The organism is Erythrobacter sp. THAF29 (genome assembly GCF_009363635.1).
Classification (GTDB): Bacteria; Pseudomonadota; Alphaproteobacteria; order Sphingomonadales; family Sphingomonadaceae; genus Erythrobacter.
The window spans coordinates 1954655-1969439 of sequence record NZ_CP045392.1; the positions used below are offsets into that span (position 1 = coordinate 1954655).

The window sequence follows — 14785 nt, forward strand, 5'->3', positions numbered from 1 at the left end:
GCGTTGCTTCTCTCTCTATTCCGTTGAGCCCGGACATTGTTGCATGATCATGACGGCTTGCGCCACCTCAGGCGCTCAGTTCCGAGTTGATCGACATCGGTCACGCCCATCAAGCGCATGCCCCGTTCTATTTCGTCTTTGAGTATCGCTAGCGCTCGTTCGACACCTTCCTGCCCAGCAGCTGCCAACGCGTATAGATACAGTCTTCCGCCCGAAGCAGCATTCGCGCCCGCGCACAGGCTCTTGAGAACATGCGTTCCGCGCCGGACTCCGCCATCGCAGATGATCTCGATTTCGCCGCCCACGGCATCGACGATTTCGGGCAGTTGATCGAACGGGCTGCGCGACCCATCAAGTTGTCGCCCGCCATGGTTCGAGATCATGATTGCGTCCGCGCCGATTTCTACCGCGCGTCGGGCGTCGTTCGAACTCATCACACCCTTCAGTACGAATTTCCCGCCCCATTGCTCCCGGATCGCAGCGGCGGTCGACCAGTCCATCGAAGTGTCGAGCATCGTGTTGAAATACTCGGCGATGCTCACCGCCTTGCTCGAACCTTCGCTCACATGCGTATCAAGATTGGGGAGGCGAAATTTCTCGCGGAAGAGATAATCGAGCGTCCAGCGCGGCTTGGTAGCGTAGCTCCATATGCTTGCCGGAGTGAATCGGGGCGGGGTCGTGAAGCCCGAGCGCAGGCAGCGCTCGCGTTTTCCCGAAACGATCGTGTCGACTGTGAGAGCCAGCGCATCGAAGCCTGCTTGCTGGCAACGCTCGATCATGTGGGTGTTGAGCCCTTTGTCCTTGTGAACGTAGAGCTGGAACAGCTTCGGCCCCTTTGTGAGCGCTGCAGTCTCCTCGATTGAGCGTGTCGCAAGGCTCGAAATGCCAAACCAAAGACCGAACCTATCTGCGGCCTTGGCCACCGCTGTTTCGCCTTGCCAATGAAATGCACGTTGCACGGCGGTTGGCGACAGCACGAGGGGAAGGGCGCTCTTGCGCCCGAATATCGTGCAGGTGGTGTCGATCTCCTCGACCCCTGCAAGCACGTCGGGCACGAGATCGCACTCGTTGAAAGCGTCAGAATTACGCGCCTTTGTCAGCTCATCGTCTGCTGCACCGTCAATGTAGTCGAAGACGGGAAAGGGCAGCCGCGCTTTTGCGAGAGAGCGAAAGTCATCAATATTGTGGCAATCGGACAGGCGCATCGGCTCCCTCGGGCTTGATCCGCTGACCCTTGGCCGATCGAGCCAATGGTTGCGAGCAGAAAAAATTCGGATCAGGTGTCACCAAACCCGATTTCGCTGCGAACACCATATGTGCGCGGCCATTCGGCAGCCTCGAGGTTTAGGGTCGGTACACCCCTACCGGCCCGTTTCCCTCCCCCCTGACCCCCGCCTCCTGGAAGGCCGGGTGGCCGCGGCACAACCCGTCACTCTCTGGTCCGAAAGATGCAAAGAGGCAGTGCGCAGTGTTCCCCGTAACCAAACCTCTCGAATACTCTCGCGCACCGAAAGCCTGACGGTGCGTTCTTGAGGGCGTGGCCGGGGTATACTTCCTCCTAGATGCCTCGGCTGCGTCCTCATTTTGCAGAAGGCCACGACGGGTCCAATCACCGGGCCCATATGGGAGGAGATTAAGGCGGCCCGCGAAAGCCGATACTTTCGCGGGCCGTTCTTTGCGCGACGCCGAAGGGCGCTTACTGCTTTTCGAATGCAGCGCTTATGAAAAGGTCTACTTCGTTTCCGATAAGGCCTTGCCCGTAGTCTATGCCCCAGTCGGTGCGATCGATCGTCGCCCTTGCGTGGAAGCCCACAGTCTCTTTCTTGCTGAAGGGATTGGTGCCCGCGCCGTTGAATTCGACGAGCATTGTCACCGGTCCGGAGTTACCGTTCATCTCGAGCATGCCGGAAACGACTGCGGTGGTGTCACCGGACTGGCGAACGCTCGTTGAGGTGAATTTCGCCAAACCCGGCTCGGGGCCGAAGAAATCGGGCGAGCCGCCATCCTTGCCCGAGCGCAGAAGATGTTCCTTCAGCCCCTCGCTGGCGACCGTAATCTCGGCGATGGGAACAAAGACTTCGAATTCGGCACCCGCAATGTCCGCCGGGTCCATCGTTAGTGTGCCTGTGATGTTTCCAAACAGGCCGAAATAGTCGTTGAACCCGAAGTGGTCGACTTGCCATTCGACCAGGGTGTGGGAGGGATCGAGTGCGTAGCTTCCTGCTGTTACGCGCGACGCGTCGACCGAGCCGGGGGTTGCCGAGGGAGCCTGTGCGAAGGTCGCCGGAGCGAGCGCCACGCCTCCGGCGATCAGCAGAGCTGGTGCGGCGGCTGCGACGACAAAGTGCTTCATTGGCGGCGGGGCTCCGATGGTACGCTTGAGACGACAATGATCGGAGGGGCGAGAAGTTCCTGCGCCGTAACGTCAACAGCGCGAAGGCGTGTCGCGGAACCGTTTCTGGAGACGTTTGATGTCGTATTGCGTTTCGGGCTCATGCGCGGGGCAGGGTGAATATTCTGGATCCTGTTCCAGGCAACCTTCTCCGCAGATCAGGTTCGCCGTCTGGGATTGCCAATCAATGCGCCAGAAACGGCCTCCAGGCGTTGCCAGGTAGCCATCCATTCTGCTTGAAATATCGCTCTGGAGATCCTGCAGGCTTGGCGCCTCATCATCGTAGCGGATGCTGGCGCCTCCATGAGTGTGAAAGCTTGCTACGGGCGTGATGCCTGCCTGGCCGTTGTATTCGTACTGGCAACTCGCGATGTCGCCTTCGCTCACCGACATGGTCGAGAGTTCGCCGGTCTCGTTCTCGACGATGACCCCGCAAAACTCGCGCCCCTCGCTGAAGGAACGGCGCTGAAGCGCGTTCAGCTGTTCTCGCGCATATTGCTGAACGTCCGAACGCGCCGACACGATTTCGCGCGGTTCGTAGACAGGCTCGTGCTGCGCGATGCGGATGACCACCAGCACCCAAGCCACCGCGCAAGCTGCGAGAATCAAAGTGTTGTTGCGGGAGAGATTCATGTCTCCCGCATAATTGGGGTCAGTTTTTCGACTTGTCGACCAACTTGTTTGCGCTGATCCAAGGCATCATCGCGCGCAGCTCCGCACCGGTTTTCTCAATCGGGTGAGCTTCGGCGGCCTTGCGACTTGCTTTCAGCTCGGGCTGGCCCGCGCGGTTATCGAGCACGAAATCCTTCACGAAACGGCCCGATGTAATGTCGGCCAGGACGCGCTTCATCTCTGCCTTCGTTTCCTCGGTGATGATGCGTGGGCCCGTCTTGATGTCGCCGTATTCGGCGGTGTTCGAGATCGAATAGCGCATATTGGCAATCCCGCCTTCATATAGCAGATCGACGATCAGCTTGGTCTCGTGAAGGCACTCGAAATAGGCCATTTCCGGGGCGTATCCGGCTTCGACCAGGGTTTCGAAACCGGCCTGAATCAGGTGGGTGATCCCGCCGCACAAGACGGCCTGCTCGCCGAACAGGTCAGTTTCGCATTCCTCCTTGAAGTTCGTTTCGATGATGCCAGAGCGACCGCCGCCGACACCGCTCGCATACGCGAGGGCGACGTCATGAGCGGAGCCGCTTGCGTCCTGGTGAACCGCGATAAGACACGGCACGCCGCCACCGCGCTGGTACTCGCTGCGCACGGTGTGGCCGGGGCCCTTGGGCGCAATCATGATGACGTCGATATCAGCAGGCGCTTCGATGAGGCCGAAATGGATGTTGAGGCCGTGGGCAAAGGCGAGAGCGCTGCCGGGCTTCATGTGACCTGCGAGGTCGTTTTCCCAGATGCCCGCCTGATGTTCGTCGGGCGCTAGGATCATGAGGATATCGGCCCATTCCGCTGCCTCGGTGTTCGAGAGCACCTTGAAGCCTGCTTCCTCGGCCTTCTTGCGTGTCGAGGAGCCTTCGCGCAGCGCGATGGCGACTTCCTCTACCCCGCTGTCGCGCAGGTTTTGTGCGTGGGCGTGACCCTGCGAGCCATAGCCGAGCACTGCAATCTTCTTAGACTTGATGAGGCCCAGATCGGCGTCTGCGTCGTAATAAACCTTCATTGTATTTCCCTTGTTAGGCGCCTTCCGCGCCGCGCATCATTCCCACGATCCCCGAGCGGCCAACCTCGACGAGGCCGAGTTCGCGCATAAGGGCGATGAAACTGTCGATCTTGTCTGGCGCGCCGGTGAGTTCGAACACGAAGCTCTCGATAGTCGTATCGACGACATTGGCGCGGAAAAGCTCGGCAATTCGTAAGGCTTCGACCCGCTTTTCGCCCGTTCCCGCAACCTTTACCAGCGCAAGTTCGCGCTCGACATGCGGGCCTGAGGTGGTGAGATCGGTTACTTTGTGAACCGGCACGAGCCGTTCGAGCTGCGCCTCAATCTGGTCGATAACCTCTGGCGGACCGCCCGTTACAATCGTGATCCGGCTAACCGCATGGTCTTCGGTGATGTCGGCCACGGTCAGACTGTCGATGTTGTAGCCGCGCGCGGTAAACAGACCGGTGATCTTGGCGAGGATCCCCGGCTCGTTATCGACCGTGACGTTCAGGACGTGACGCTCGGCCTCGGCGCTCTTGATTTTCATTTGTTGTGGTTCCCCTTGCGGCAGGCTTCTCAGACCAGCGCCTTCGCCTCGTCATCCATCGTGCCTTCGACCTGGTCGCCGTAGAGCAGCATTTCGGTGTGCGCGGCGCCTGACGGGATCATCGGGAAGCAATTAGCATCCTGCGCGACGCAGCAATCGACGATCACTGGGCCGTCGTGGGCGAGCATCGCCTCGATTCCCGCGTCGAGCTCGTCCTCGCCTTCGATCCGGATCCCTTTCCAGCCATAGGCTTCGGCAAGGCGGACGAAATCGGGGAGGCTATCCGAATAGGAGTTCGAATAGCGGCTCTCATAAGTCAATTCCTGCCACTGACGAACCATGCCCATATACTCGTTGTTGAGGATGAAGACCTTGATCGGCAGGCGGTATTGCGAGGCGGTGCCGAGCTCCTGGATGTTCATCTGTATCGAGGCTTCGCCAGCAATGTCGATCACCAGCGCATCAGGAAAGCCAAGCTGCGCACCGATGGCAGCGGGCATGCCATAACCCATCGTGCCAAGCCCCCCGCTGGTGAGCCATTTATTCGGCTTGTCGAACCCGAAGTATTGCGCCGCCCACATCTGGTGCTGGCCGACTTCGGTGGTGATTATCGGATCGCGCTCATGGGTGAGCGCATAGAGCCGCTCGACCGCCTTTTGCGGCATGATTGCGCCAGGGTTCTTCTTCGATTTTTCCGGATAGGCGAGGCACTCGCGGGCGCGCCACCCGGCGATGCGGGCTTTCCATTCACCCAGATCCTGCGGTTTGCGGTCGCCCCATGCCTCGATCAGCTGGCCGAGAACCGTCGCGCAATCGCCGACGATACCGAGATCGACGGGCACGTTCTTGTTGATCGAAGACCTGTCGATGTCGATGTGTATCTTCTTGGATTCGGGAGAAAAGGCATCGAGCCTCCCGGTCACCCGGTCGTCGAAACGGGCACCGATGCAGACCATCACGTCGCAGCGGTTCATCGCCATATTGGCCTCGAACGTGCCGTGCATGCCGAGCATGCCGAGCCAGTCGGGATGCGTGTGCGGGAACGCGCCGAGGCCCATCAGGGTCGACGTGACCGGCGAGCCGGTGATGTCCTGGAAACGGCGAAGGAGTTCACTCGCTTCGGTCCCTGAATTGATGATGCCGCCGCCAGTGTAGAGGATCGGGCGCTCCGCATTTGCGATCATCTCGATAGCCTCGGCGATCTGATCGGCCGATCCCGCCATCTGCGGGACATATCGATGCGATGCCGTGAGTTTCGATGCGTTGCTTATCGACGGAACCGCGATCTGAACGTCTTTAGGGATATCGACTACGACAGGGCCGGGGCGGCCCGTAGTGGCAATGCGAAACGCCTCTTCGATCGTCGCGGCTAGGTCTGCCGGATCTTTCACGAGATAATTGTGCTTCGTGCAGTGGCGGGTGATGCCGACCGTGTCTGCTTCCTGAAAGGCGTCTGTGCCGATCAGGCCAGTTGGAACCTGACCCGTAATCACAACGAGCGGAATCGAATCGAGAAACGCATCTGCAATACCGGTAACGGCGTTCGTAGCGCCCGGGCCGGATGTCACGAGCACCACGCCCGGCTTGCCGGTCGCCCGGGCATAGCCTTCGGCCGCATGGGCCGCGCCGGCTTCGTGCCGCACGAGAATGTGACGCAGCCGTTCGTCGCCGAACAGCTCGTCATAGATCGGAAGAACCGCACCTCCGGGATAGCCGAATACGAATTCGACGCCCTGCTCGACCAGGCATTGAGTCAGGATGGCGGCGCCGGTGCGTTTATCCGGCTTTTGCTGATCCGACACGTTAACATTCCCTCATTGGCTTTGTGCGCGCTTCTAACAATAAACGAGGCCCAACGCAGGGGGTTTGCGTTGGGCCCGTTCGGATAGCGCTATTCGTTAGAATCTATCGTGTCAACGGTTAAGAACGTAATAATGATGCAAATTTATCGCTGATGTCGATATTTTGAGACTCCACACGGTTCCATTCTACCGGCGACTGGTTGCGGAACCATGTGAATTGGCGTTTGGCGTAGTTGCGTGTCGCCTGCGAACCGCGCTCAATCAACTCACTTTTCGATATGTCTTTCGCGAGGAATGCCGCGATCTCCGGGACGCCTATTGCCCGCATCACGGGGAGGGTGGGCGAAAGCTCACGCTTGAGCAGCGCTTCGACCTCCGCGATTGCGCCTTCTTCCAGCATTGCCTCAAAGCGGGTGTCGCAGCGTTCGTACAGCCATTGCCTCTCGGGCAACATTACCAGTGCGTGCAGATCGACCTCTTCTCCGATCCCACCGGTTTTCGCCTGTTGCCAATCGCCCAGCGTTACGCCGGTTGATCGCTTGACTTCGAGGGCGCGGGAGATGCGCTGGCTGTCCCCCGGATCAAGATCGGCGGCGCGGGTAGGATCCTCGATCAACAAAGCTTCGTAGGCAATTTCGATTGGCATCGCGCGCACCACGGCCCGTACCTCGGGTTCGATGTCCGGGATGGGCGCGATCCCTTCGAGCAGGACTTTCATGTACAGGCCCGTTCCGCCGACGAGGATGGGCAGGACACCGGCTTCGTGCGCCTCGGCGATAACGGCTTTGGCGTGCTTCGCCCAATCTGCAGCCGAGCAGCTCTCCGCCCCATCCCATTCGCCATAGAGCCTGTGCGGGTGCTGCTTGCGCTCCTTTTCGCTCGGTGCGGCGGAAAGCACGGGAATGTCGGCGTAGACCTGCATGCTGTCAGCATTGACGATCCACGAATCCAGCTTGGCCTTGCGACGCGCCTCGGCGAGGGAAAGTGCAACTGCGCTCTTGCCGCTGGCGGTCGGCCCTGCGATGAGCGCGAGCCGCTTTTCCGGAGATGAATTTGTGCTCATTGCCAGACTGATAGCAGACGTTGCGGATCTTGAAACACGGCTCGATGCAGCCGCCGATGCGTTCGCGTCCGAAGGTATGCCGCTGGCCTCCGCCGTAATGCTCGATTTCTGCGGCGATGTGCTGCAATTGAGTTTTGCTGAAGCGGATCCGGCAAAGGTGCTTGCGGGCATCGACAGGTTTTTTGCGCCGACGGATTCGTTGGTGTGCCGTGGTGAAATCGTGGCTCCGAATTTGTTCGTTTCCGACATGGACTCGACCATGATCGGTCAGGAGTGCATCGATGAACTCGCGGATTATGCCGGATTAAAGACCCAGATTGCCGGGATTACGGAACGGGCGATGCAAGGCGAGCTCGATTTCGAGGCAGCCTTGCGCGAACGAGTTCGCTTGCTTGAGGGATTGGACGAGAGCGCAATACAGCAATGCCTCGCCGAACGGATCCGCGCCACACCTGGCGCAAAATCATTGGTGGCCACTCTGGCCGCGCAGGGGGCGAGGACGGTGCTCGTTACCGGCGGCTTCCATCACTTTGCAGATGCAGTTGCCGACGAGCTCGGATTTCAGAGGGTCGTGGGCAATCGTCTCGAAGTGGCGGACGGTAAGCTGACCGGAGGTTTGTCAGGACCAATCAGCGATGCCTCGACTAAAAAGGCCACCCTTCTCGAGGAGGTTGGCAAGCTTGGGCCTGCTGCCGTCAGCATGGCCGCCGGCGACGGGGCGAACGATATCCCGATGCTCCAAGCGGCGAATTATGGCTTTGCCTTTCGCGCCAAACCAAAGGCACGGGAAGTTGCCAGTGGGCGGATCGACCGGGGAGATCTTACGTCGATCCTTTCGCTCCTTGGGATACCCACGAAGGAATGGGTCCACTATTGAGGTGAATTGCTCGTCTGGCGGGGCAGGGTGCGCAAAAAGGGTTTTGATACGGAACCCAATGCTGTTATTAACATCGATGTAAGTAACGGTCTGCTAGACGGACCTTGCAACTACGACACCCTTGAGGCCCTTTGCATATGACGACAGACTTCTCCTCCCTTTATGCGGCCGACGGGACAGTTCTACGCCACCCTGACAGGCCCGCGCCGCGCTACTCTCTCCCGCGCGCAATCAAGAATTTCCGGCTCCTGATGAAAGACAAGGAAGATACGAGCCTTGTCTTCAAGATCTACGAATCGCTTCCTTCCAAGGACTTCATGCCGCGAGTGCGCGATCTCACGCTGTCGGAACGCGGCGAGATCCTGCGTCGGACAGAGCCAAGCCTTCCGGAAATCCTCGACGACCATGCCGAATTACGCAAAACGCCCAAGGGCAGTCTTGCGCACGCCTATTGCGACTTCATGGAAGTCGAAGGGCTGACTGCGGCGGGTCTCGTGGCCGAATCCGATAAACTCGGCCGACCGAAGTATCCCGACCTCGTGCAATGGTTCGCCGAGCGTTCGCGCGACACGCATGACCTTTTCCATGTGCTCACCGGATATGGCCGCGATGCGCTTGGGGAACAGTGCGTACTGCTTTTCACGCACGGCCAGTCGCCGACACAGGGCCACCTGCTGATCGGCTATGCCGGCGCTGCCAATATCAAGAAGATGGTCTGGGGCAGCAAGGCTCCGGTGATGGGCGCGGTCCGTCAGGCGAAGCGCACCGGCAAGGGTGCGGCGCGCCTGATCGAGCAACCGATCCGCGAATTGCTCAAACAGCCTGTCGAGACAGTGCGCGAGGCGCTGAATATCCCCGAGCCGACCGTTTACCGCGAGTGTCACCGCATTTGGCGCGAAGAGGGTATCGATCCCTACGATTTGCTCGCAAGCGAAAAAACACCGGACGAAAAGCTCGCTTCTGCCTAATCGCTTTCAAGGCGAATAGAAAAAGCAGCTAGAGCCAGCTCGCAATCTGGCTCAGCGGCTTTTTCTTTAGCGCGTGCGCCGGAACGGTCGCGTCCTCGGCTGGATGGCCGACCACGACGATCATCAGCGGCTTTTCCCATTCGGGCCGCCCGCATTCCTTGCGAAGGAAACCCATGGGGGAGGGCGTGTGTGTGAGCGTTGCGAGACCCGCTTCGTGCAACGTCGCGATCAGCAATCCACATGCGATGCCGACGCTTTCATTGACGTAGTAATTCTGGGTCTTGCCATCCTCCTCGATCCCGCCTTTGCGCTGCGCAAAGACCACGATGAGGTACGGAGCGGTTTCGAGGAAGGGTTTTTCCTCGTCGGTTCCGAGATCTTTGAGCGCGCCCAACCATTCCTCGCTCGCCTTCGGGTCTTCGCCATCCGCTCCGTAAAACCGGCGTTCCTCGGCTTCGGCGGCCTGACGGATCGCGCGCTTTTTTTCCGGCGAAGAAATGACCGCGAAATGCCATGGCTGATGGTTCGCGCCGTTCGGTGCTGTTCCGGCAGCCTCGATCGCGGCTTCGATTACCTCGCGCGGGACAGGTGCGTCGGAAAAGTAACGGCATGTGCGCCGCTGCTTCAGGGAATCGCGCATGGCGCACGCGCGGGAGATACTTTCCTCGTCAGGAAGGGCATCCAGTGAATAGGGCAGGGTTTCATGTTCGCGCATTCAGCTCTCATGGCACAGCCCGCGTCAAAGGGAAGGGTAACGTTGCGGAAACGGGGCTGGACAGCCAATTGACAGCAATGTAGGTTGCAATTCACGAACCTAATTCGACTCGTTCTCCTGGAGGCTTCGATGGCTTTGCTCGATCGTCCGCTCGTATCTCCCGATCGCACCGTGTCCGGCTTCCAGCCTCGCAAGGTTCTTCATCATTTTGGAAAGTTGGTCGAGGATAAGGAAGACACCGAACAGGTGTTTCACATTATCGAGGCAACGAAGGGCAAGAAAAGCCACCGGCAAGCGTGGGAGTTCATTCAGTCGGAGGACGGCCAGCGTTTCCTCCGTTCCGAGGTCGATCTTCCAGCGATGCTCGACAATCACGATCGTTGGGCGGACCTTCCCGATAATAGTGTCGGCAAGCATTACATGGCATTCATGAAGCGCGAGGGGCTGACGGCGCGCGGGCTGGTCGAGGAGAGCCATAAATGGGCGCCGCCTGAAAGCCGCCCGGACGATCTCACAGAGTGGTACTTCAATCGCTTGCGCGACACGCACGACCTGTTTCATGTCCTGACCGGCTACGGGCGCGATGCTCTTGGCGAAGCGAGTCTCCTGGGCTTTTCCTATTCGCAGAACCACAATAACGGCATCCTCTTCATCGCCTTTGCCGGTGCCCGGCAGATAAAAAAGACGACCGGCACCAAAGCGCCCCTTTATGCCGCGGTGCGTGAAGGTAAGCGCAATGGGAAGGCGGCGGCAAAGCTCGCCCACATGGATGTCGAGATGGTCATGCGCGAGGATATCGACGAAGCGCGCGCACGCCTTAGTATTCGCGAACCATCGATCTATCGCGAATGCCTGAAGATCCTCGAAACAGAAGGGCATCTTGCTTCCGAGTTGGGCCTGTCCGAACCAAGGCCGCAAATCGATTGCTGCGACGGGCCCGGACCGCAGGCTGCCTGACAGTTCAGACCGGACGCACCCTGGCAAGGTTCCACCGCAGCGCTCCGAGCGCGGCTAGTAGGATTACCACCGAAAGCAGGAACGGCGCGCCAGGGAAGAAGAGCCCGGTATCGTCCGCATAGGCACCAAATATGCCGGTCATTACGATCGGTCCGAAAATGCTCGTCAGACTGATCATCGAAGCTATCGCGCCTTGCAATTCCCCTTGCGCATCGTCCGATATCCGCTCTGTCATCAATTGCTGCATGGCTGGGAAGGTCAGCCCTGCAAAGCTGCCGAGTATGATGCCGATAATCATCGCCCAGCTTCCTGGAGCGAAGGCGAACAGCACGTAAGCGGGCACCGCGAAAAGAAAACCGATCACGCAGGTCGCCTTGGCCCCGAATTTCGCGATCGAAATGCCGGTCAGCGCGCCTTGCACGATCGCGAGAAGCAGACCGTAGAGCGCAACGCTGAGGCCGATTTCGAGTTCGTTCCAGTCGAACTTCAGGACGTTGTAATAGGCCCAAACGGAAAAGGTCGATTGCGATGCCAACTGCATCAGAAAGATAATCCCGAGGAAACCTAGGACGACCGGAGTTTTGCTCATCTGCACGATTGTGCCGAATGGATTGGCGCGCGCCATCGTGAAGCGTCGGCGCTTCTCAGCCGGAAGCGTCTCGCGCAGAATGAAGAAGCCGAGTGCCGCACCAAGCAAGCACAGCACTGCCGCCGCGACAAAGGGCAGCCGGTCGCCATAACTGCCGAGCACGCCGCCCACTGCCGGACCAATGACGAAGCCGCTGGCTCCTGCACCTCCGAGAATGCCGAAATACTTCCCTCGTTCCGCCGGGCTCGCGACATCGGCGACGCAGCTGTTCGCCGCGGCCCAGCTTGCGCCCATTGCGCCTGATAGAACTCGCCCCACGAAGAGCCACCACAGGTCGGGCGCCATGGCCATAATGATGTAATCGACGCCGAGGAGGAAGAGCGTCACTAACAGGATGGGGCGTCGCCCGTAGCGGTCGGATAGTCCGCCGATGATGGGCGCGAACAGGAACTGCATCAGCGCGTAGGCGAAAATCAGCCAACCGCCGATTTCCGCCGTGCGATCGATGCTTTCGCCGGTCAGGCTTTCGAGCAGGGCGGGCATCACCGGGATGATGAGGCCTACTCCAACCATGTCGATGAACACGACGAACGCGACGAAGCCGAGCGTCGATTTCGTTTTCGCAGGGGCGATATCGTCTTTCATGTCAAAGTGATTGCATCAGGCAGTCGCCATAGTCGACCGCTAAGTGCCAGAGCGCCCCGACACCGAAAGCGCGCGCCCACCATCGCGGGACAAGAAGCAGGGCGAGATAGGCGAGGGCGGCTTCCCAGCCGTGGAGCAAATGAAAGCCGATACTGCAGCGGTCGGAATCAAAGATAGGATCGGCCAACAGATGATCGATGTCGATCAGATTTGCACCCGCGATGACTAGCCCTGCGCGAAGCCAATTCTCCCGCAAGGACACCCAGGCAAGGGCGAAGGGCACCAACCAGTGCCCTCCGTAATGCAGGATCGGCTGAATCAGCTCCAAGGCGCGATCAGGATCCCATCCAGTCTCGGAAGAAGCTCTCGTTCGCTTCTTTTAGGTCCGCGATCGACTGACCGAGCAGTTTTTCACCGCTAACCGTGCCGACGCGGTGGAAGCCGACCGTCTCGGCCTCGGGAATTTCCGGGCCTTCGGCAACGATGCGGTTGAATGCGTCGATCTTGTCCGGGCTGACCGTGAGAACATAGCGCGCCTGGTCTTCGCCGAACCACCACTGCGCGGCGGTGTAATCGACATTCGCAGAAACTTCCGCGCCAATCCCGCCGGCCATTGCCATTTCGGCGAGTGCCACGGCCAGTCCCCCGTCGGAGAGATCATGGACGGCGTTGACGAGGCCTTCCTCAATCAAACGGCGAATGATCTGGCCTGCGCCGCGCTCGGCGGAGAGATCGACGGGAGGAGCGCGGCCTTCGTCGCGCCCGTGAACGATTTCGAGCCAAAGCGACTTGCCAAGGTGCGAACGGGTCGGGTCCGGTTTGGCCCAGAATTCCGGCGCGATCATGTATATTGCGTCACCTTCGTTCTTGAAGGCCATGGTCATCATATGCGCTGCATTTTCGATGATGCCGACGCCGCCGATAGCCGGGGTCGGGAGGATCGCCGAGCCGCCGCCTGTCGCCTTGCTTTCGTTGTAGAGCGAGACATTACCAGAGACGATCGGAAAATCGAGCGCGCGGCAGGCATCGCCCATACCTTCCAGGGCGTGGACAAATTGGCTCATGATTTCGGGCCGCTGTGGATTTGCGAAATTCAGGCAGTTTGTCACGGCGAGCGGGCGTGCGCCGACCGCGCATAGGTTGCGATAGGCCTCGGCAATCGCCTGCTTTCCGCCTTCGTACGGGTCGGCATAGACATAGCGCGGCGTGCAATCGGTACTGATCGCAAGCGCCTTGTTGGTGCCGTGCACTCTGACGACGCCGGCATCGCCGCCCGTCTGGAGCGTATCACCCATCACCTGACTGTCATACTGCTCGGCAATCCAGCGGCGCGAAGCGAGATTGGGAGAGGCGAGCATCTTTTTCAGATCCGCTCCCGGGTCGCTGCTGTCAGGCGCACCATGCATCGGGGTGATGCCCGCCCACTCAGTATATTGTGCCTTCGAGAGATAGGGGCGGTCATATTCAGGTGCATCGGCAGCGAGGGGACCGAGCGGGATATCGCATACGACCTCTCCACCGAATTCCAGCACCATGTGCTGCGAATCGGTGACCTCTCCGATGACAGCGAAATCGAGCTCCCATTTCTTGAAAATCGCTTCGGCCATCTCCTCCTTGCCGGGTTTGAGGACCATAAGCATCCGCTCCTGGCTCTCGCTCAGCATCATTTCGTAAGGGGTCATTCCCTCTTCGCGGCACGGCACCTTGTCCATGTCGAGCCGGATGCCCGCTTTGCCATTGGTCGCCATCTCGACGCTGGAGGACGTCAACCCCGCAGCCCCCATGTCCTGGATTGCGACAATTGCGTCGGTCGCCATCAGCTCAAGGCAGGCCTCGATCAGCAGTTTCTCGGTGAAGGGGTCGCCCACCTGCACCGTGGGGCGTTTTGCCTCGGCATCTTCCTCGAAATCGGCGCTCGCCATGGTGGCGCCGTGAATGCCGTCGCGTCCCGTCTTGGAGCCGACATAGACGATCGGATTGCCAACGCCGGTCGCAGCGGAATAGAATATCTTGTCCGCATCGGCGACGCCTACTGTCATTGCATTGACGAGGATGTTGCCATCGTAAGCCGGGTGAAAGTTGGTTTCCCCTCCGACTGTCGGCACACCCACGCAATTGCCATAGCCGCCGATCCCGGCGACCACGCCTTGCACAAGGTGCTTCATCTTCGGATGATCGGGACGGCCGAAACGCAGCGCGTTCATGTTGGCGACCGGCCGCGCGCCCATTGTGAAGACATCGCGCAGGATACCCCCAACGCCTGTCGCAGCGCCCTGGTATGGCTCGATGTATGAAGGGTGGTTGTGGCTCTCCATCTTGAAGATCGCCGCCTGCCCATCGCCGATATCGATGACGCCCGCATTCTCGCCGGGACCGCAGATGACCCACGGCGCCTCGGTCGGAAGCTTTTTGAGGTGCAGGCGGCTCGATTTGTAGGAGCAGTGCTCGGACCACATGACGGAAAAGATGCCGAGTTCGACAAGGTTGGGCTCTCGCCCAAGCGCGTGCAGCACGCGCTCATATTCCTCGGGCGAAAGGCCATGCTGTTCGACAATTTCGGGGGTAATTTCGCTCAT

General features: G+C 59.7%; 14 protein-coding genes. 3 read left to right on the forward strand and 11 right to left on the reverse strand.

Annotation, left to right across the window (positions count from 1 at the left end; translation table 11 throughout):
• Positions 1-47: 47 nt before the first annotated feature.
• The 7 genes from FIU90_RS09405 to miaA all read right to left on the reverse strand — a co-directional run bounded on the left by FIU90_RS09405 (position 48) and on the right by miaA (position 7458).
• Positions 48-1205 (reverse strand): alpha-hydroxy acid oxidase, encoded by a 1158-nt coding sequence (locus FIU90_RS09405; protein ID WP_152434507.1) that lies wholly within the window; start codon positions 1203-1205, stop codon positions 48-50.
• A gap of 491 nt (positions 1206-1696) precedes the next feature.
• A complete protein-coding gene (locus FIU90_RS09410) occupies positions 1697-2353 on the reverse strand; it encodes a YceI family protein (protein ID WP_152434508.1) in 657 nt (218 codons plus the stop codon).
• Between the two features lie 72 nt (positions 2354-2425).
• Positions 2426-3025, reverse strand: a complete 600-nt coding sequence (locus tag FIU90_RS09415; protein ID WP_152434509.1) for a DUF4329 domain-containing protein — start codon at positions 3023-3025, stop codon at positions 2426-2428.
• Positions 3026-3044: 19 nt separating this feature from the next.
• Positions 3045-4064: a ketol-acid reductoisomerase gene (gene ilvC / locus FIU90_RS09420; protein WP_152434510.1), complete on the reverse strand. Its 1020-nt coding sequence runs from the start codon at positions 4062-4064 to the stop codon at positions 3045-3047.
• A gap of 13 nt (positions 4065-4077) precedes the next feature.
• Entirely contained in the window at positions 4078-4593 is a 516-nt protein-coding gene (gene ilvN, locus FIU90_RS09425; protein WP_152434511.1) for an acetolactate synthase small subunit, read from the reverse strand.
• Positions 4594-4622: 29 nt separating this feature from the next.
• Positions 4623-6395: a biosynthetic-type acetolactate synthase large subunit gene (ilvB, locus tag FIU90_RS09430; protein WP_152434512.1), complete on the reverse strand. Its 1773-nt coding sequence runs from the start codon at positions 6393-6395 to the stop codon at positions 4623-4625.
• Positions 6396-6513: 118 nt separating this feature from the next.
• Positions 6514-7458 (reverse strand): tRNA (adenosine(37)-N6)-dimethylallyltransferase MiaA, encoded by a 945-nt coding sequence (gene miaA / locus FIU90_RS09435; RefSeq protein WP_152434513.1) that lies wholly within the window; start codon positions 7456-7458, stop codon positions 6514-6516.
• Here miaA and serB point away from each other — a divergent pair.
• Together serB and FIU90_RS09445 are read left to right on the forward strand one after the other, a co-directional pair.
• The gene (serB, locus tag FIU90_RS09440; RefSeq protein ID WP_152434514.1) at positions 7451-8335 is read left to right on the forward strand and encodes a phosphoserine phosphatase SerB; all 885 of its coding nucleotides are present in this window, start codon (positions 7451-7453) and stop codon (positions 8333-8335) included. The genes miaA and serB overlap by 8 nt on opposite strands.
• A gap of 137 nt (positions 8336-8472) precedes the next feature.
• Positions 8473-9303 carry a Coq4 family protein gene (locus FIU90_RS09445; RefSeq protein WP_152434515.1) on the forward strand — a complete coding sequence of 277 codons (831 nt, stop codon included), beginning with the start codon at positions 8473-8475 and terminating at the stop codon, positions 9301-9303.
• Between the two features lie 28 nt (positions 9304-9331).
• On the opposite strand, the gene FIU90_RS09450 is transcribed toward FIU90_RS09445, so the two are convergent.
• On the reverse strand, positions 9332-10018 hold the full coding sequence (locus FIU90_RS09450) for a nitroreductase family protein (RefSeq protein ID WP_152434516.1): 687 nt from the start codon (positions 10016-10018) through the stop codon (positions 9332-9334).
• Between the two features lie 129 nt (positions 10019-10147).
• Here FIU90_RS09450 and FIU90_RS09455 point away from each other — a divergent pair, with 129 nt between their 5' ends.
• The gene (locus tag FIU90_RS09455; RefSeq protein ID WP_152434517.1) at positions 10148-10975 is read left to right on the forward strand and encodes a Coq4 family protein; all 828 of its coding nucleotides are present in this window, start codon (positions 10148-10150) and stop codon (positions 10973-10975) included.
• 4 nt (positions 10976-10979) lie between these two features.
• Here FIU90_RS09455 and FIU90_RS09460 read toward each other — a convergent pair whose 3' ends face one another.
• The 3 genes from FIU90_RS09460 to purL are packed head-to-tail and all read right to left on the reverse strand — an operon-like array spanning position 10980 to position 14785.
• Positions 10980-12209 (reverse strand): TCR/Tet family MFS transporter, encoded by a 1230-nt coding sequence (locus FIU90_RS09460; RefSeq protein WP_152434518.1) that lies wholly within the window; start codon positions 12207-12209, stop codon positions 10980-10982.
• A 1-nt stretch (position 12210) separates the two neighbouring features.
• Positions 12211-12537: a DUF6122 family protein gene (locus FIU90_RS09465; protein WP_152434519.1), complete on the reverse strand. Its 327-nt coding sequence runs from the start codon at positions 12535-12537 to the stop codon at positions 12211-12213.
• Between the two features lie 7 nt (positions 12538-12544).
• Positions 12545-14785, reverse strand: a complete 2241-nt coding sequence (gene purL / locus FIU90_RS09470; RefSeq protein ID WP_152434520.1) for a phosphoribosylformylglycinamidine synthase subunit PurL — start codon at positions 14783-14785, stop codon at positions 12545-12547.

Coding starts and splice junctions, on each gene's coding strand:
- FIU90_RS09405 (WP_152434507.1), bottom strand. CDS start 1,205: ATGCGCCTGTCCGATTGCCACAATATTGATGACTTTCGCTCTCTCGCA.
- FIU90_RS09410 (WP_152434508.1), bottom strand. CDS start 2,353: ATGAAGCACTTTGTCGTCGCAGCCGCCGCACCAGCTCTGCTGATCGCC.
- FIU90_RS09415 (WP_152434509.1), bottom strand. CDS start 3,025: ATGAATCTCTCCCGCAACAACACTTTGATTCTCGCAGCTTGCGCGGTG.
- ilvC (WP_152434510.1), bottom strand. CDS start 4,064: ATGAAGGTTTATTACGACGCAGACGCCGATCTGGGCCTCATCAAGTCT.
- ilvN (WP_152434511.1), bottom strand. CDS start 4,593: ATGAAAATCAAGAGCGCCGAGGCCGAGCGTCACGTCCTGAACGTCACG.
- miaA (WP_152434513.1), bottom strand. CDS start 7,458: ATGAGCACAAATTCATCTCCGGAAAAGCGGCTCGCGCTCATCGCAGGG.
- FIU90_RS09445 (WP_152434515.1), top strand. CDS start 8,473: ATGACGACAGACTTCTCCTCCCTTTATGCGGCCGACGGGACAGTTCTA.
- FIU90_RS09450 (WP_152434516.1), bottom strand. CDS start 10,018: ATGCGCGAACATGAAACCCTGCCCTATTCACTGGATGCCCTTCCTGAC.
- FIU90_RS09455 (WP_152434517.1), top strand. CDS start 10,148: ATGGCTTTGCTCGATCGTCCGCTCGTATCTCCCGATCGCACCGTGTCC.
- FIU90_RS09460 (WP_152434518.1), bottom strand. CDS start 12,209: ATGAAAGACGATATCGCCCCTGCGAAAACGAAATCGACGCTCGGCTTC.
- purL (WP_152434520.1), bottom strand. CDS start 14,785: ATGAGCGAAATTACCCCCGAAATTGTCGAACAGCATGGCCTTTCGCCC.